Below are 17,616 nucleotides of genomic sequence, written 5' to 3' on the forward strand. Positions count from 1 at the left end.
TACTCAACAGTTCAGTAATTCAATTTCGTACAAGGATTGCCTCTATGCTGCGCAAACTCTCACTGGCGATAGCCGTGTCTTGTGCGTCCAACGGAGTGGTCTGGGCAGCGGACGTGCTCCCGACAGTGAAGACCGACCTGGTCAGCGTCTACCAGGAAGCGGTGGACAACAACGCCGACCTGGCAGCCGCCCGCGCCGATTATGGCGCCCGCCGCGAAGTGGTGCCCCAGGCCCGCGCCGGGTTGCTGCCGAACCTGTCGGCCAGTGCCGAAATGATGAACACTCGCACCAAGCTGGACGAGCCCTCCATTACCTCCAACCGCAGTGGCAACTCCTGGAGCGCGACCCTGGCCCAGCCCATCTTCCGCGCTGACCGCTGGTTCCAGTTGCAGGCTGCCGAGGCGGTCAACGAACAGGCGGCGCTGGAGCTGTCGGCCACCGAGCAGAACCTGATCCTGCAAACGGCGCAGAACTACTTCGCCGTGCTCCGCGCCCAGGACAACCTGGCCGCCACCAAGGCCGAGGAAGCCGCGTTCAAGCGCCAGCTGGACCAGTCCAACGAGCGCTTCGATGTAGGCCTGTCGGACAAGACCGACGTCCTGCAATCCCAGGCCAGCTACGATACGGCGCGGGCCAACCGGATCATCGCCGAACGCCAGGTACAGGATGCCTTCGAGGCGCTGGTGACCCTGACCAATCGCGAGTACACCTCGATTCAGGGTGTGGTGCATACCCTGCCGGTGCAGGTGCCTACGCCCAACGACGCCAAGGCCTGGGTCGAAACCGCCGGGCGCCAGAACCTCAACCTGCTGGCCACCAACCACGCGGTCGCCGCCGCCGAAGAGACCCTGCGCCAGCGCAAGGCCGGCCACGCACCGACCCTGGATGCGGTGGCCAAGTACCAGAAAGGTGATAACGATAGCCTTGGCTTCACCAACCCTTCGCAACTGGGTGTGCGCTACAGCGGCGACGTCGAGCAGACCAGCATCGGCCTGCAGTTGAACATCCCGATCTACAGCGGCGGCCTGACCAGCTCGCAGGTACGCGAGGCCTACCAGCGCCTGAGCCAGAGCGAGCAACAGCGCGAGAGCCTGCGCCGCCAGGTGGTGGAAAACACCCGCAACCTGCACCGCGCGGTGAACACCGACGTGGAACAGGTGCAGGCGCGCAAGCAGTCGATCATCTCCAACCAGAGCGCGCTGGAAGCCACCGAAATCGGCTACCAGGTCGGTACCCGCAACATCGTTGACGTGCTCGATGCCCAGCGCCAGCTGTACACCTCGGTGCGGGACTACAACAACAGCCGCTATGACTACATCCTCGACAACCTGAGCCTGAAGCAGGCGGCTGGCACTCTGAGCCCGCAAGACTTGCAAGACCTCAAGCGCTACCTGAAGCCAGACTACAACCCAGACAAGGACTTCCTGCCGCCAGACCTGGCTGCTGCCGCGGCCAAGAACTTCGAGCGTAGGCCTTGAGATAGGTGTTGCATTCTTCGCGGGCTCGCCCGCTCCCACAGAGTTTGCGCAGCCCTCGAGCCATGCATCAATCCTGTGGGAGCGGGCGAGCCCGCGAAGAAGCCAGCGCGGTGTAGGCACCGGCTTATGTCGGCGAGCGGAGTACCGCGCCCAATGGCTAGGCCGCCACCGCAATGGTCGAATCGATGCGCTGTGCCGACACGTCCCCAAACAGTACGGAACCCGCTGGCTCAGGGGCAAACGCCGCCATGGCATCTATCAGGTTGCCCAGATTCGGCAACCCATGCTCGACCAGAGGCGAGGCTGGCGCCGCTGATAGGGCTACAGCTTCAGGCACCACCGCCTCCCCTTCAGCAGTAACCACGGCTGGCTGTGCGAATACGAAGTCCTCTGCCGTAACCTGAGCGACCTCGAGTGCATCCAGGTAGAGCAGCTTTACAACACTGTCCTGACCTGCCGATGTTTGATAGCCGACTTCTACACCGTGTATCTGGGAAAAACCATTGAGGTTGAAGCGGTCGGATTTACTGATTTTCAGATCTTCGAAACGGTTGACGCCCACTTGAGCCAGGTCGATTTTGTCGATGCCATGCCTGAACCCACGCAGCGCATTCTTGTAGTCGCTCACATCGGCTTGCTTCGCCACCACGAAAACGCTGGGGGCAACACTGTCACGCCCGTAGATCACGCCTGTCAGCGAGGCGACCAACTGCCCTGTTTCATCTGTCGCAAGTGACACGCCGCCTGCCCCGCCGCTGAGCAATACAGTGCCACTGGCGGGTTGTGGTGGCTGAGCCTCGGGATCGCCCTCGAAATAGCCAGGCGCCGCAATGAAGCTATCGGTGAAGCGGAAGTTATCTGGCTGTAGTTCGGCGACTGCTTTATCCGCAAATCTCAGTGTCTGCTTATCGCCCAGATCGATCACGACTGCAGCACCATCCTGACGCATTGGAAAGTCGGCTAAAGCCTTGCCGCCGAAGCCAATCAAATCGATGATTTCTCGCGAAGCGTCGAAATGCTCCACCACATCGATCCCGGCAGAGCGCCGGTGGATAACGTATCGATCGGTACCGGCACCACCTTTGAGCACGTTGTAACCGCGCCCCCCATCGAGCAGCGCGGCAATGGGGCCGGCCACCAGGGTGTCGTCGCCATCGCCACTGATCAAGTTGTGTACCGAGCCTGGCACAATCGTCAGCGCCGCACCGGCGATGTTGGCAGTGCCACTGTTCAGGTCCACCGACACACTGGCGCGAACAGCTGCTGCATTGAGGGTGTTGCGGCCGCCAGGAGTGCCTCCGACAGCATCGTCCAACACCGCTCGCCCAGTATGCTCGGCCACGACCTGGGCGTACTCATCCGTGTAGTAATACACATCATCCTCACTGCCAGGGCTGCCAATGACACGCAAGGCCCAACTATCGAGCGTCAGCGGCAGACCGTTGCTGGCATTGCGCACCTCAAGCCGCCACTCACCCGTTGAGCGCTCCGCACGATGGTGGGTCGACATGAAGCCATACTTGAATGCCCCTGCGCGTGGATTGCCAGCATCGTCCTCACCAGACCCCGGCGCTTTACCTGAACGATCGAGCAGCACACTGCGCGTGCCACCAGGTGATATCAGGGTGAGCGTCATGTCGCCGAGACGACCCACTGTCGAGTGGATATCGACTTCGACGTGCTCCACCAGCACACCCGTCGGCAGGGTCAGGGACAACGTCTCGACCTGCCCTGCGGCGACCGGTCGCGCCAACGCCTCACTGCTGGCCGTCAACAGGCGCTCATTGGTTTTGCTGGCCTGGCCGCTCCACGACTCGGCAAGGCGCACGGCCGCACGCGCGTCAATCATGCCAAAGCCGTAATCGTGGCTGGCGTGCATACCGCCGCCATTCCAGTTTTGCCCGCTGTTGTAGGCCCATTGCGTGGACGGGTCATCGACTTTGCGCGCCGACAAAGCAAGAATCTGTTGCACGTCCCGGTAACCTAGCCCGGGATTGGCTTGCAGCATCAAGGCCACTACGCCCGACACGATCGGTGCGGCGAAGCTGGTACCTTGGGTTGCACTGTAGGCACTGCCCACCGTGGCGCCGCGCTCCGCCATAAGGCTGACGCCGCTGGACCAGACCTGGCTGCCTGGGGCAGCGACCAGCAGGCTTGCACCCGGGTTGGAAAAAGGTGCATCTGCCGCCTGTAGCACCGAGAGATCTGCCTTGGCATTGATCGCCGCCACCTCGATGGCATGGCGGGTGTTGTTGGTCAACGAGCCCTGTGCACTACCGCCCTTGTCACGCTGGTTGCCGCCCGAGGCGACGATGATGGTGCCCAACCCGCCACGGCCATTGGTGGCTGCCAGGGTAGCGCTGAAGGCCAAGGCCAGGGCCGTGTCGACAGTACCGTCCGCAACATTGCCGAGGGCGAACTCCTGCGTGAAGCCCCAGCTGTTGTTGGCGATGTCGTAGTTGACCATCTGCCCTAAACCCGTCAGGTCCGCACCGCTATTGGCCAAGTAGTGCCCACCAAGCTTCGCATCATAGGCGATACCGATCCCGCCTTGATCATTGCGCGCGCCAACCATCACGCCGGCTACCTGGGTTGCATGGTTGGAGGCCAAGGCAGGTAACGTACCGTTGGTGCGCTGAGTCTGCAGCCAGACAGGGTCGATGTTCGGCTTGAGGTCGGGATGCTCGACATCGAAAATTTCCGGCTGGACGGCGAACTGGCCACCGGGTTCGAACTGACCGATCCGTACCCCCTTGCCGGTGAAGTCGCGCCATACAGGTTGAACGTCGATCTCATCGAGGTACCACTGCCGTGACGACAGCGGGTCGCCAGGCGACTGCCCGTGGCGCAGCGTAACCCTTGCACGCAGGGGGGCCGATGCGCCACTGGCTACGTTCATCACGGTCAGTGATGGATTGCCCGCGGCATCTACAAGGTCATAGCGGAAGCTGACATCTGCGTCATGGCCCGCTAATGGCGTCACCTCCACATCACCCTGCTCGGTCAAACGCACTGTCGCGCCCTTGGCATCGCTTACCGAGGCAATGCGCAGCGGGCCACTGCTATTGAGCGCCTGGTCGTTGGTCAGCAACGCCGAGGCTGGAACGATCAGGGCGGTTGGTGTGGTAGCGAATGTGGACATCTGCTCCGGCAGCAGGGTATCGCCAATAGGCAGCGCGCCGGAGGCCAGCAGGTCCACGGCGGCAATGTCGGCAAAGCTGAGCTTCTGGATGTTGCTCAGGGTCAGGTGGCCGTCTCGCTCCGCAACCTTGTCGGTAATCTGGTAACCGGATTCAGTGCGGACAATCAGATATTCGTCGTGGGCGCCGTGCAAGGTGACCAGGTTGGTTCCCGCGCCGCCATCGATCACGGCATCGCCACGGCCAGCTTCGATCACATCGTCGGCTGCCCCGCCGGTGATCCGGTCCACGCCGCCACCGGCGTAAATGATGCTTCCGCCCGCCGAGGCCTGGATACGATCACCCTTGGGACCTGCGTAGATCACCGACTTGCCGGTACCGCCAATGATGTCGTTTTGGCCTGTACCGCCGACCAGCACATCGTTGCCGCCGCCACCGATCAGCAAGCTATCGCCCGAGCCGCCTTTGATGAAAACTCCGCGTTGACCGCCGCTGGCGATGATGTCCCTACCCCGCCCTCCTTGCGCGATGGTCAACCCGGCCTTGGCCATGTTCAGCCCAACGCCCTGCTCCCCTACGATCAGCGCCGTGTCACGCCCGCCATTGCCGTGCATGTTCGCCCAGTCGTCAGTGGCACTGATCACGAATACATCATCGCCCGCCCCGCCGTTGTATGTATTGCTGCCACCGCCGCCAACCAACCAGCTGCCGCCCGGGGCTGCGGTCAGGACATCATCGCCTGCGGCGCCGTACAGCGTGTCCACTCCGAGCGCTGCAGCGTCCAGCGTGCTGCCTTGAGGACTCTGGCTGACATAGGCACGCCGGGATGTCTGCCCGCTTGAAGAGGTTAGCAACGTTCCGCCCTCCTGAGCCTCGACCCGGTTGCCGACGGTATCAGCCAGGAACTTGACCGCCAGCACTTCCCGGTCCTCACCATTGATTGTGAACGCTCCGCGGGAGATGACCTGGTTCCCCTGGCGTGTTTCACCCACTGACTCGACCTGACCGAGCTTGATTTGGCTAATGCCATGCTCCTGCAAACCCTTCAATTCGCCGGCATCGGCCCGCCCGTCGTGGTTGCCATCGACCCACACCTTCAATTGCGACCAGACAGCATCTTCAACGTTGATGGCGCCATCGGCATTGGCGTCCACGCTTGCCAGTGCGGCGAAGCCATCTTTGAACGGTGTTTCGCCGGAGTTGCCATCGCTACCGGCTTTGCCTCCGTAGTATTCGGAAAACAGTTGGCTGATGTTGCTCACCTGCCCGGTGCCGTTGTCATGTACCAGCATGCCGGTCACACGATCTGCCCAGCCTGTACGGCGTAACGTACCGCTGTTATCGACATCGAACAGCACGCCGTCCTCGATACCGGCCAAGCCTACACCTTGCCCGCTCAGATCGAGTAGCAGAGGGTCGACGAAGGTGTTCACCGTAGTCATTGCCGCCAGCCCGTTGAGCACGACTGCGTTACGCAGGCTGAAGTCCGGCTGTTCGCTACCCTCCCGATAGAACTGGGCCAGGTGCTGGTTCGGCCGCACGTTGGGGTCGATCTGGATCTCGCCGGGGCGGATACCCCCGGTGGTCAAGCTGCCCAACTGGGCGGAGGTGAAGTCGGTGTTGTCGAGGGTTTTGTCGGTGAAGGCGATACTGTGGGTCAAGCGACGGTCAACGTAGCCATTGGAGACGTCGTTGCGGATGTCATCTTGGCCTTGCAGGTCGCGACGGGATTCGGTTGTGGGAGTGATTTCGATGTTCAAAACTGGGAGTGCAGGCTCTTTCACACCAGAATCAATGAGATCGGAAATTACGTCCGCGATGTTCTTTCCCGTGACTTCAGCTATAGAAAAGAGGAAAGATGCTACCCCTCCTGGTGAATCGATGCGCGCTTTCCAATACTTGGCCATGGGACGCATTTGGTCTGGACCAATCGCCGCTGAAAGAGCGACATCCTTATCCGTAGTTATAGACAACTTTATCTCTTCCCAAAGGTCCCCCGCTGAGCCAAGCACATCTTGCCAGTATTTTTCACGAGCATCACCCCTCATCAATTCAAACACAGAATTAAGAGTCCATGCATCTTTCGACCTACCTAGTTTCTCAAATACGTCACTGTGAAACTTCCAAACTTCCAGATGGCCAAGATCACCACCAATCGTCCCTTCCTTAACCCTGCGCTCTTGAAGGTCCAAATAGGCTTTCCCCATTTCCAACCTTACTTGTTCAATATCTTCCGCACTCATAGGCCGCCCGGCATCCGCTTCGGTTCGCCTCATGAAATCTATAGCAGCCAACCCTGCCATGGAATTACCTTTAGCGACACCATTGGCAAGCACCGCATACCGATCACCTTTCATAGCCATATAGTCATACATCTCGCCGACACCCTGTGACTCAAAAATTTTCCGGGCATTTTTTACATCTTCTTCAGTCAATCCAGACATCTAGAACCTCACTTTCGACTATTAATCAAAAACTGTTCCAACGAGCGTTTTACTTCCATCCATCGCCCTAACTTGTCAGGACGCATTATTACCTTAACCAGCACATCTCCGAGTGCAACAAAAGTCATTTCACACGAATAGTAGTTGGGCTTCCGTGGCCGCCAACTGCAATAACCCACAGAAGAAATGTCATCTAACCTACCGCCCCAGTAGATAAGTTTTTTATGGTTTTCAAATACTGCGTCACGCCCCTCAACGCGATAGAGGCTGTTTGACTCATCGTACTCAGCAAGCGCGAATATTCCATTAGGGCTCTTCCTCAACAAAAATTCGAGTTGAAGTCGTAAATCTCCCTCTCTAGCAGTTACAGGTGATACCGCAACCAACAAACCTTCATGCTCCAAGCCCTGCTGAAATACCAACCTATCATCAGCCGGTACAAGCCCCGGCCAAGTCATTGATAAAAAAACGGATACAAGATTTGCGTCGCAGCCTTTCTTATTATTCACAAACCCGGAATCGAAAGAACTTTTGCCTTCGTATTCTGGCCAGAACGGAAAATACGACCTAGGAAACTCATATACCACCCCAGATATTTTTCCGCATACTATCGGATCTGACGTCATCCTCTCCCGCCTATTCCAAGGCTCACTTTGCCAAACCATATCAATTACAGCCAATACAGGAACCAGCAAGAGCACAGCGGCACAAACTCTTAGAGAACTCCAAACCAACACATACAAGCAATAGAACAGTCTCTTGATATTCATTCAGCGCTCCGTCAAACTTTCCTGCACATGCCGCTGCAAAGGACTTAGGAAGTAATGTATAATCTTGCGCTTATCTACAATAACCTCCGCACGCACTGACATACCCGCCGTCAACGGCATATCCTTTTTTCCTACACGCAATATTTCTTTACCCAGACGGACTCGGGCGCTATAAACCAACCCCCGCTTCTCATCTTCAATGGCATCATCAGAAACACTCTCCACCACCCCCGGCACAACCCCGTACTTGGTAAACGTGAACGTCTCGACTTTCACTTCCACCGGCTGCCCCGGATATACAAAGCCGATATCCTTGTTCTCGACTTTCACTTCCACTTCCACCGGCTGGCCCGTTGGCACAATGACCATCAATGTCTGCGCGGGTGTAACCACACCACCTTGGGTATGGATGGCCAATTGCTGGACGGTACCGTCAACGGGTGATGTCAGGACCTTGAGGCGATGGCGCTGCTCGGCCTTGTTCAATTCCTGTTCAAGGGTTGCAATGCGCCGCTGCGCATCACCGTGAAGATCGAGCATGGTTCTGCGCAGTTGGGCAATGGCACCGCTTCGACGGTGCTGAGCAGCAAGCCGTGCAGCGTTCAACTCGTCGATGCGTGAGCGCTGGAGTGCCAGTTCGCGCTCTTGCTCCAAGCGGGCCTGTTCCTTTTCCAGGTAGGTGTGCTTGGCCACGGCCGATTCACTGAACAAAAGCTTGTAATCCGCCGTCAGTTGGCGGGTGATAACCAGCAGTTGCCGGAGCGCGTCAGCCCGGCCCTGGGCAGAACGGATTTCGGCAGCGCGTTGACCGATTTCGGCATCAGCCTGTTCCAACGTGGCCTGAAGCTCGAGGTACTGCCCTTCCAGCCAGCGTTGCGCGCTTGCCTGCTGCGCGGCCGTGGCCTGCGGTATCAGTGGTGCCAGGGAAGCAGGCGCGTCATCGCCGTCCAGCGCACTCAGCAGTGTGCTGGCTCGTGCCTGGTCGATCCGCGCCGCCAGCAGTTCGCTGCCCAAGCGCTTTACATCGGCCTCGGTCAACTGCCCTTCCAGCTCGACCAACGCATCGCCTTTGCGCACTGCCTGGCCATCGACGACATGGATCGCCTGCACCACCGCGACCTCGCTGGCCTGGATCAACTTGCTCCTGCCACTGGGCACGATCTTGCCTTCGGCGCTGGCCACGACATCGATCTCACCGATGCAAGCCCAGGCAAGCGCCAGCCCGATAAACACCAGCAGGCTCCACTGCAGGTAGCGCGGCAAGGGATGCACTGGCGTTTCCTGCAAGGACAGTGCAGCGGGTAAGAAAGCCAGTTCGTCGGGTTCACGGGCGGGGCCGTCCATGCGTCGACGCTGTCGCCATGCCGCTCTCCACGCATCCCGGTAGCGCTCGGCAAGATCCTTGAATGCCACATTCATACAGCGGCCCCGAGTTGCAACCGATGCAGGTAGGCGTATGCGCCCTGTGGATTGCCCAGCAGCTCATCGTGAGCCCCTTGCTCGATGATCTCCCCGTGCTCCATGACCACGATGCGGTCGGCATGGCGTACCGCCGAAAGCCGGTGAGCAATGATGATCACCGTGCGCTGCGCGCAGATCTGCGCCATGTTCTGCTGGATGATGCGTTCGGACTCATAGTCCAGCGCACTGGTGGCTTCGTCGAAAATCAGGATGCGTGGGTTGCCGAACAGTGCCCGGGCGATAGCTATGCGCTGTCGCTGCCCGCCCGACAGGCTGGCACCGTGCTCGCCGAGCAGGGTTTCATAGCCATCCGGCAGTTCAAGGATGAACTCATGGGCCCCTGCCAGCGTGGCTACGGCGATGACCTCTTCCAACGGTGCCGCGGGGTTGCCGAGGGCAATGTTCTCGCGCACGCTGCGGCGGAAAAGCATGTTGTCCTGCAGCACCACGCCGATCTGCCGACGCAGTGAAGCCACATCCGCCACCGCCAGGTCAGTACCGTCGAGCAATATCCGCCCTCGCTCGGGTGAGTACAGTCTCTGAACCAGGCGTGTCAGCGTGCTCTTGCCTGACCCCGAGCGACCGACGACGCCGATCACTTCTCCAGCAGCGATCTTCAGGCTGACATCGCGCACGACTTCACAGCCGTCCGGCCGATAACGAAAGCACACCCGATCGAGTTCAATCTGCCCGGCAAGTGGTGGCAGTACCGTACCCTTACCTTGATTGACTTCGGTACGGTTGTTGAGAATGTCGCCCAGCCGTTGAATCGATACACCGGTCTGCTGGAAGCTGGTCCAGAGCTGAGCCAGGCGAATGATGGGTTGCGACACCCGCCCTGCAAGCATGTTGAAGGCGATCAGTTCGCCCACTGTAAGCTCGCCATCGATGACCAGGCGCGCGCCCAGCCACAGCGTGCCGACCGTGACCAGTTTGCCGATCAGGCCGACGCTCTCATTCGCGAGATTGGAAAGGTTCTGGGTCTTGAAGCCTGCCGACACATAGGCGGCCAACTGACTGTTCCAACGCCGACTGATCTGTGACTCCACGGCCATCGACTTCAGCGTATCGATGCCATTCACCGCCTCGACTAGAAAGGCCTGGTTCTCGGCGCCGCGCTGGAAACTCTGATCGATCCGTGCCCGCAGCAGCGGAGTGACGACCAGGGATACGAGAAAATACAAAGGCAGCGAGGCGACGACGACCAATGTCAACCATCCGCTATAAAGGAACATGACCGCGACAAATACCACCGTGAACAGCACATCCAGCAACAACGTGATGCTGTTATTGGTCAAGAAACTTCTGATGTTCTCCAGCTCTCGTACTCGGGCAACCGAGTCACCGACCCGCCTGGCCTGAAAGTAAGCAATGGGTAGATCGACCAAATGCCTGAACAGTTTCGTACCCAGCTCGACATCGATCCTTGACGCCGTATGAGCAGCCACATAAGTACGCAACCCACTTAGCAACGTTTCAAACACAACAACAACCAACAAGCCCAGCGCGATAACATCCAGTGTCGTCAGCCCACGGTGCACAAGCACTTTGTCCATGACCACCTGGAAGAACAGAGGCGTCAGTAACGCCAGTATCTGGATGACCAAGGAAACGACGAGCACTTCACCCAGGAGCCGCCTGTACTTCACCACCGCAGGAATGAACCAGGTCAGGTCGAAACGCGACAGCCCGTGGGGCAGCTGGGCGTCGGAGCGAACCAGAATGAGCTCTCCAGCCCAGCGTGCGGCGAGCTCCGCCAGGGTCAGCGCTTGCGGCGCACGGGCACGCGGATCTTGCACCAGAACCTGCTCGCCCTCCACCCGCGCGATGATGAAGTATTCGCCATGCCTATCGACGGCAATGGCAGGCAATGGCGTGTGCTGCAGCCGTTTGGGGTCGATGCTCCGATGTTTGGCCTTGAGGCCGAGCTGCTGAAATGCCCGAAGGAGTGCGCAAATAGAGAATCGCTCACCCGCCGCTGAATGATCGTGCTGTAACTGCTCGGGGGAGACGGCTATATCGTGATAACGCGCCAGCGTGACCAGACACGCCAACCCACTTTCAACAGGATCGCTATTACACCCGCCAGACAAATCAGGCACCACACCACCTCATGTAAAAATAGAACATGAGAGGATGCTAGCCCGAAGCAATAGGACAAGCGTCCTACAAGGCTCCGACAAACCTGTGGGACACTTCTGACTTTAAAACTTAATTTGCAGGAAGTTTCCTAGCGAAGAGAAATTTCGCGTAGGAATTTATACATCTCATTGTAGGAGCAACTTACCAGCACCCAATATATCCACTGGGAATTTGAGTGGATATACCGGTAATCAACGGATCAAGGCACCCAGGCCATCGAGCAAGCGCTGCAACGCCCCTTGGTTGGCCCGCATCACCGCCCTGCCCGCCTCGCCCATGCGCCGGGCATCCTGCGGCAGCTCGAGCAGGCGCCGCACCGCTTCGGCCAACCCGTCGACATCGTCCACCTGCTGCAACGCACCCGCCTCGCGCAGCATCGCGCTGATTTCGAGGAAGTTGAACACATGCGGCCCCATCAGCACCGGCAAGGCCAGCGCCGCCGGCTCCAGCGGGTTGTGCCCACCGGTCGGCACCAGGCTGCCACCGACAAAGGCGATGTCGGCCAAGGCATAGAGGAACAGCAGCTCGCCCATGGTGTCGCCAAGCAGTACCCGCGTTTGCCCATCGACCGGCGTGCCGGCGGAGCGGCGCACGGTAGTGAACTGCTCGCTGCAAAGCGCATGCACCGCATTGAACCGCTCGGGATGGCGCGGCACCAGGATCAGCAGGGCATCGCCATGCACCTGCAGCAACTGCCGATGCGCCTGCAGAATCAGGGTATCCTCACCTTCATGGGTGCTGGCGGCGATCCACACCGGGCGCTGTTCGGCCCCCCACTGCTCACGTAACGTCCTGGCTCGGGGCAATAGCTGCTCGTCGATCTTCAGGTCGAACTTGATCGAACCGGTCACCTGCACGCACTCAGGGCGCGCGCCCAGCTCACGGAAGCGCTGCGCCTCGGTTTCGGTCTGCACGGCAATCAGGTTCATCTCGGCCAGCATCGGCCGGGTCAGCTTGGCAAAACGCCCATAACCACGGGCCGAGCGCTCGGACAAACGCGCATTGGCCAGCGCCACCGGAATCCCGCGTTTCGCACACTGATGGATGTGGTTAGGCCACAGTTCGGTTTCCATGATGATGCCCAGCTTCGGCTGCACATGGTCAAGAAAACGCCCTGCCGCCCATGGCAGGTCGTAGGGCAGGTAGCAATGCTGCACGCGCGGTTCGTCGGCGAACATGGCGCGAATGCGCTCGGAACCGGTAGGGGTCATGCAGGTAAGTGTGATCGGCAGCTCCGGGTAGGCCTTGAGCAAGGCCCGCACCATGGGCGCTGCGGCAATGCTCTCGCCCACCGACACCGCATGCACCCAGATGCCACCTTGGCGCATGGTCGGCAGCTTGAAGGCAAAGCGCTCGCCGATACGTTGGCCATAGGCCGGCGCCTTGCGCGCACGCAGGTACAGGCGCAGCGCAACCAGCGGCAGGCCCAGGTGAAACAGCAAGGTATAGAGTGTTCTGTTCATGGCGGCGGAGTTTACCCGATCGCACGCAGATGCACCGCAAAGCGCTCGGCCAGCCACTGCGCAGCCGGCCCCAGGGGCTCATCGCGACGCCAGGCCAGCTCCGCCACCAGCGCGGGCGGGCGCCACTCGCTGTCCAGCTCGACCATATGCGCCTGGTAGGTCGGGTACTGCACCACGTGCCGCGGCAACCAGGCCCAGCCCAGGCCACGCATCAGCAGTTCGGCCATGGCGTAGAAACTGTCGGCACGCCACACCTGCGGGCTGATCGCCTCGCCGCCGGGGTAGCCACTTTGCTGCGGGGTGATCAGCAACTGTCGGTGGCGGGCCAGTTGCTGGCGACTTACCCGGCCTTCGCCCGCCAGCGGGTGGCCGACCGCGCACACCGTGACCATTTCCACACTGCCCAGGGCGCGCCGTTCCAGCGAGGCCGGGATGCTTTCGTGGTGGAAGAACAAGCCCAGGTCGGCGCGCCGCTCCACCAGTTTGCGCGCCACATCGCCCTGGGCACCGCTGGCCAGTTGCACCTCCAGGAACGGGTAACGGCTGGCCAGTTCGTCGAGGCTGTCGATGACCGGCTGATAAGGCATGGCTTCGTCCTGGGCCACCCGCAGCAACGCCTCCTGCCCGCGCATCAGCGCCAGCGCACGGCCATCCAGGCGCTCGCACTGGCGCAACAGTTCGCGAGCATCCTCCAGCAGGGCACTGCCGTTTTCGGTCAGCTTCGGCTGCCGGCCACTGCTGCGCTCGAACAGGGTCACACCCAAGTCGGTTTCGAGCAGGGCGATCGCGCTGCTGATCGCCGACTGGGCCTTGCGTTGCTCGCGGGCCACGGCAGAGAACGAGCGCAGTTCAGCGACGCGCAGGAAGGTACGCAGTTGTTCAAGGTTCCACTGCTCGGCCATCGACCTATCTCCAGCATTGATAGGTAATGACTTTACCCCATCCAGGTAACGTCTAGAATGCCCGCCCAGTTACCGGAGAATCGTCATGAATGCCTACACCTACCTCGCCATCGCCATCTGCGCCGAAGTCATCGCCACCGCCTCCATGAAGGCGGTAAAAGGCCTGAGCACGCCATTGCCGCTGCTGCTGATGGTGATTGGCTATGGCATCGCATTCTGGATGCTGACCCTGGTGGTGCGCAGCATTCCGGTGGGGATTGCCTATGCCATCTGGTCGGGGCTGGGGATCGTGCTGATCAGCGTGGCGGCGCTGGTGATCTATGGGCAGAAGCTGGATGTGCCGGCGATGCTGGGCATGGCCATGATCGTCGGTGGGGTGGTGGTGATTCAGCTGTTTTCCAAGACGGCTGGGCATTGAGGCTGCCTATACGGGCCTCATCGCCGGCAAGCCAGCTCCCACAGGGACAGCGTTGACCCAACGGCCTGCGGCAACCCTGTGGGAGCCGGCTTGCCGGCGATAGGGCCCTCCCAGGGATACCCTGTATACTTGCCAGCTGTCCCAGTCTTCGAGGTACCGCCATGCCATCCGCCATTTCCACTGACGTGCTGATCGTCGGCGCCGGGGTCGCAGGCCTCTGGCTCAATGCCCGCCTGCGCCGCCTGGGCTACTCGACAGTGCTGGTGGAACGCGCCAGCCTTGGCGGCGAGCAGACCATCAAGTCCCAGGGCATCATCCACGGCGGCACCAAGTACGCCCTGCACGGCGCCCTGACCGGCGCCTCGGAAGCCATCGCCGACATGCCGCGCCGCTGGCGCGAAGCCTTGAGCGGCAGCGGCGAGCTGGACCTGACCGGTACCCGCCTGCTGTCCGATGCCCACTACCTGTGGTCGCCAGGCACCCTGGCCGGCAACCTCACCAGCTTCTTCGCCAGCAAGGCCGTGCGTGGCCGGGTCGACCAGGTGAAGGGCGAACAATTGCCGCCGGCCCTGCAAGACCGCGCGTTCAAGGGCAAGGTCTATCGCCTGGCCGAACTGGTCATCGACGTGCCCAGCCTGCTGGCCAACCTGGCCGAACTGGCGGGCGACAGCCTGCTGGCGGGTGAGCGCATCGAACCGCTGGACGACGGCGACGCACTGGTCGGCCTGCGCGTAGATGGCCGCGATATCCGTGCCCAGCGCATCGTGCTCAGCGCCGGCGCCGGCACCGCAGACCTGCTGCATGCCCTGGGCCTGAACCAGCCGGCCATGCAGACTCGCCCACTGCACATGGTCATGGCCAAGGGCGCCAACCTGAAACCACTGTATGCTCACTGCCTGGGCGGCGGGCCGAAGCCGCGGGTGACGATCACCACGCACCCGGCCGCCGATGGCCAGTGGGTCTGGTACCTCGGTGGCGACCTGGCCGAGGCCGATGGTGTCGCCCGCGAACCGGCCGCACAGATCACCGCGGCACAAAAGGAAATCGCCAGCCTGCTGCCGTGGGTCGACCAAAGCCAGGTCCGCTGGGCCACCTTGCGGGTCGACCGCGCAGAACCGGCGCAATCGGGCCTGGTACGCCCGGACAACGCCTTCCTCGCCGACCAGCAACGCCTGCTGGTCGGCTGGCCGACCAAGCTGGCGCTGGCGCCGGACTTCAGCGACCGGGTCATCGCCCATCTGGAGCGCGACGGCATCCGCCCACAGGCACAAGCCGACCTGGCCGACCTGGCCGACCTGCCACGCCCACCGCTGGGCGTACCGGCCTGGGAGCAATTGCTGCCATGAGCCTGCCAACCTTGCACGACGTCCACCGCCCGCTGGGCAGCACCGGTTTCAAGGTCTCGCCACTGGGCCTGGGCACGGTCAAGCTGGGCCGCGACCAGGGCGTAAAGTACCCTACCGGCTTCACCATCCCCGGCGATGACGAGGCACGCTTGCTACTGGCCCAGGCCCGCGAACTGGGCATCAACCTGATCGACACCGCTCCGGCCTATGGCCGCAGCGAAGAACGCCTGGGCCCGCTGCTGCGTGGCCAGCGCGACGAATGGGTGATCGTCAGCAAGGTCGGCGAAGAATTCGACAACGGCCAGTCGCACTTCGATTTCAGCGCCGCCCACACCCGCCGCTCGGTGGAGCGCAGCTTGCGCCGCCTGGAAACCGACCGCATCGAGCTGGTGCTGGTGCATTCCGACGGCAACGACCTTGAAATCCTCGAACGGCAGGAGGTCTACCAGACCTTGGCGGAGCTCAAGCAGGAGGGCAAGATCCTCGGCTACGGCCTGTCCGGCAAGACCGTCGCCGGCGGCCTGAAGGCGTTGGAGCAAGGCGACTGCGCCATGGTCACCTACAACCTCAACGAGCAGGCAGAACGCCCGGTGCTGGACTACGCTGCCGAACACGGCAAGGCCATCCTGGTGAAAAAGGCCCTGGCCAGCGGGCATATCTGCCTGGCCCCGGGCGTCGACCCGGTGCAAGCCAGCTTCGAGCTGCTGTTCGCCCACCCGGGCGTCAGCAGTGCTATCGTCGGCACCATCAATCCGTTGCACCTGGCCCACAACGTGGCCACCGTCGCCCGCATCCTGGGCCAGCAGTGAGTTACCCCAGGCGCAAAGGCCTGGAGACTGACCCGACGCAAGGAGGAGCCTCGTGGCGCGAACGCTGATCCGCAAGAACCCGAGCAACTTCAAGACACTGCCACTGCATGTCGAGGCCACGCCGGAAGGCCTGATCTACCAGAGCATCGGCATGCCGCTGAACTTTGCCCAGACCCAGCAGCGGCGCAAAGCCATCCAACTGCCCGACGCGCAGCGTTTCGTGGTCGAATTGGCCAACCTGGGCGTGTCGGTGCGCCTAACCCTGCATTGGCAAAACCGCGATTACTGGGTGCTGGTGCGTCAGCGCCGGCAAGACCGTGGCGACGTGGTGTTGAAACTGATTTCCGGCTATGTGCCAGCGCAGGAGCTGAACCTGCCATTGCACACCGCCGTTCAGGAAGTGGCCGAGGAATGCCTGCTGGAAACCCCGGAAGGCTGGCTGGGCGGGCGCTTCAACGACACCTGGCTGCCCATTCCATACACCGCCGCCCTGCACTACCGCGAAACGCCGCACTTCGTGCTGGCCCCGCAGTCCGGTGCCGCCCGGCCCGTGCATTGCGGCAAGCTGATGCTGCTGGAACGGCCACGGGCCTATGTGCACTTGCCCACCGCCTCACTGCAACTGATCTATGACATGCGCCTGCAGGTACCCCGGGAAGCCAAGAAACTCAGTTTGTTCCACGTCGATGAGCGGCTGGAGGGTGACCAACTGGTGGCACGGCTCAACCGCAAACGGCCAGACCTGTACCTGATGCCGTTGAAGGACGGCCAGCCGCTGGCTGAGCTGTATACGCTGAAGAAAGACGAGCTGGTGCCGGCCAGTACTCGTGGGCTGTACCTGGCCGAGAGCTTTGCCCGGCAGGAAGGCTGGGTGGTGACCGACGAACGGGTGCGCTGGAAAGACTGGGTGAAGCAGCAGGGCTTGGTGGAGAGCAAGCCGGTGCGGGCGTCGCACCTGCAACGCTTTGGCGACAAGGCGCGGGAGTTGCTGGAGCGGGCGCGTACCTCACTTCACAAGTGACATCCCGGGGCTGCTTTGCAGCCCATCGCCGGCAAGCCAGCTCCCACAGGACCTGCACAGTTTTCAAGATCTGCGCTGCACCTGTGAAAGCTGACTGGCCTGTTTCCACAGAACCTACACAGAGCTCAAGGCCTGCGCTGCACCTGTGGAAGCTGACTGGCCTGTTTCCACAGAACCTACACAGAGCTCAAGGCCTGCGCTGCACCTGTGGAAGCTGGCTTG

General features: G+C 61.2%; 11 protein-coding genes. 5 read left to right on the forward strand and 6 right to left on the reverse strand.

The annotated features are described in order from the left end of the window. Positions 1-44: 44 nt before the first annotated feature. Positions 45-1,478, forward strand: coding sequence for a TolC family outer membrane protein (locus TZ03_RS24050; protein WP_051100848.1), 1,434 nt, complete (start codon positions 45-47; stop codon positions 1,476-1,478). 157 nt (positions 1,479-1,635) lie between these two features. On the opposite strand, the gene TZ03_RS24055 is transcribed toward TZ03_RS24050, so the two are convergent. The 6 genes from TZ03_RS24055 to TZ03_RS24075 form a co-directional block, all read right to left on the reverse strand. After that, complete coding sequence (locus tag TZ03_RS24055) at positions 1,636-6,534, reverse strand: S8 family serine peptidase (protein ID WP_051100849.1); 4,899 nt, start codon at positions 6,532-6,534, stop codon at positions 1,636-1,638. Positions 6,535-7,070: 536 nt separating this feature from the next. Further along, positions 7,071-7,832: a hypothetical protein gene (locus TZ03_RS30745; protein ID WP_152645529.1), complete on the reverse strand. Its 762-nt coding sequence runs from the start codon at positions 7,830-7,832 to the stop codon at positions 7,071-7,073. Next, entirely contained in the window at positions 7,833-9,251 is a 1,419-nt protein-coding gene (locus TZ03_RS24060) for an HlyD family type I secretion periplasmic adaptor subunit (RefSeq protein ID WP_051100850.1), read from the reverse strand. It lies immediately after the preceding gene. Then, complete coding sequence (locus TZ03_RS24065; RefSeq protein ID WP_051100858.1) at positions 9,248-11,395, reverse strand: type I secretion system permease/ATPase; 2,148 nt, start codon at positions 11,393-11,395, stop codon at positions 9,248-9,250. The genes TZ03_RS24060 and TZ03_RS24065 overlap by 4 nt, the downstream gene beginning before the upstream one ends. A 231-nt stretch (positions 11,396-11,626) precedes the next feature. Next, positions 11,627-12,898, reverse strand: coding sequence for a lipid IV(A) 3-deoxy-D-manno-octulosonic acid transferase (waaA, locus tag TZ03_RS24070; RefSeq protein WP_051100851.1), 1,272 nt, complete (start codon positions 12,896-12,898; stop codon positions 11,627-11,629). 11 nt (positions 12,899-12,909) lie between these two features. Continuing rightward, complete coding sequence (locus TZ03_RS24075) at positions 12,910-13,800, reverse strand: LysR family transcriptional regulator (RefSeq protein WP_051100852.1); 891 nt, start codon at positions 13,798-13,800, stop codon at positions 12,910-12,912. 85 nt (positions 13,801-13,885) lie between these two features. Between TZ03_RS24075 and TZ03_RS24080 the strand changes: the two genes are divergently transcribed. From TZ03_RS24080 to TZ03_RS24095, 4 genes are all read left to right on the forward strand, one after another. Further along, positions 13,886-14,218 carry a DMT family transporter gene (locus tag TZ03_RS24080; RefSeq protein ID WP_051100853.1) on the forward strand — a complete coding sequence of 111 codons (333 nt, stop codon included), beginning with the start codon at positions 13,886-13,888 and terminating at the stop codon, positions 14,216-14,218. 161 nt (positions 14,219-14,379) lie between these two features. Beyond that, positions 14,380-15,564, forward strand: coding sequence for an NAD(P)/FAD-dependent oxidoreductase (locus TZ03_RS24085; RefSeq protein WP_051100854.1), 1,185 nt, complete (start codon positions 14,380-14,382; stop codon positions 15,562-15,564). Next, positions 15,561-16,373 carry an aldo/keto reductase gene (locus tag TZ03_RS24090; protein ID WP_051100855.1) on the forward strand — a complete coding sequence of 271 codons (813 nt, stop codon included), beginning with the start codon at positions 15,561-15,563 and terminating at the stop codon, positions 16,371-16,373. Before TZ03_RS24085 ends, TZ03_RS24090 begins: the two co-directional genes overlap by 4 nt. A 52-nt stretch (positions 16,374-16,425) precedes the next feature. After that, positions 16,426-17,394, forward strand: coding sequence for a hypothetical protein (locus TZ03_RS24095; RefSeq protein ID WP_051100856.1), 969 nt, complete (start codon positions 16,426-16,428; stop codon positions 17,392-17,394). The last annotated feature ends 222 nt before the right edge of the window (positions 17,395-17,616 follow it).

It is taken from the genome of Pseudomonas sp. 10-1B (assembly GCF_000935045.1).
GTDB lineage: Bacteria > Pseudomonadota > Gammaproteobacteria > Pseudomonadales > Pseudomonadaceae > Aquipseudomonas.

Excerpts from the sequence above, each read along its gene's own strand:
- TZ03_RS24050 (WP_051100848.1), top strand. The coding sequence starts at position 45 with ATGCTGCGCAAACTCTCACTGGCGATAGCCGTGTCTTGTGCGTCCAAC.
- TZ03_RS24055 (WP_051100849.1), bottom strand. The coding sequence starts at position 6,534 with ATGCGTCCCATGGCCAAGTATTGGAAAGCGCGCATCGATTCACCAGGA.
- TZ03_RS30745 (WP_152645529.1), bottom strand. The coding sequence starts at position 7,832 with ATGAATATCAAGAGACTGTTCTATTGCTTGTATGTGTTGGTTTGGAGT.
- TZ03_RS24060 (WP_051100850.1), bottom strand. The coding sequence starts at position 9,251 with ATGAATGTGGCATTCAAGGATCTTGCCGAGCGCTACCGGGATGCGTGG.
- waaA (WP_051100851.1), bottom strand. The coding sequence starts at position 12,898 with ATGAACAGAACACTCTATACCTTGCTGTTTCACCTGGGCCTGCCGCTG.
- TZ03_RS24075 (WP_051100852.1), bottom strand. The coding sequence starts at position 13,800 with ATGGCCGAGCAGTGGAACCTTGAACAACTGCGTACCTTCCTGCGCGTC.
- TZ03_RS24080 (WP_051100853.1), top strand. The coding sequence starts at position 13,886 with ATGAATGCCTACACCTACCTCGCCATCGCCATCTGCGCCGAAGTCATC.
- TZ03_RS24085 (WP_051100854.1), top strand. The coding sequence starts at position 14,380 with ATGCCATCCGCCATTTCCACTGACGTGCTGATCGTCGGCGCCGGGGTC.
- TZ03_RS24090 (WP_051100855.1), top strand. The coding sequence starts at position 15,561 with ATGAGCCTGCCAACCTTGCACGACGTCCACCGCCCGCTGGGCAGCACC.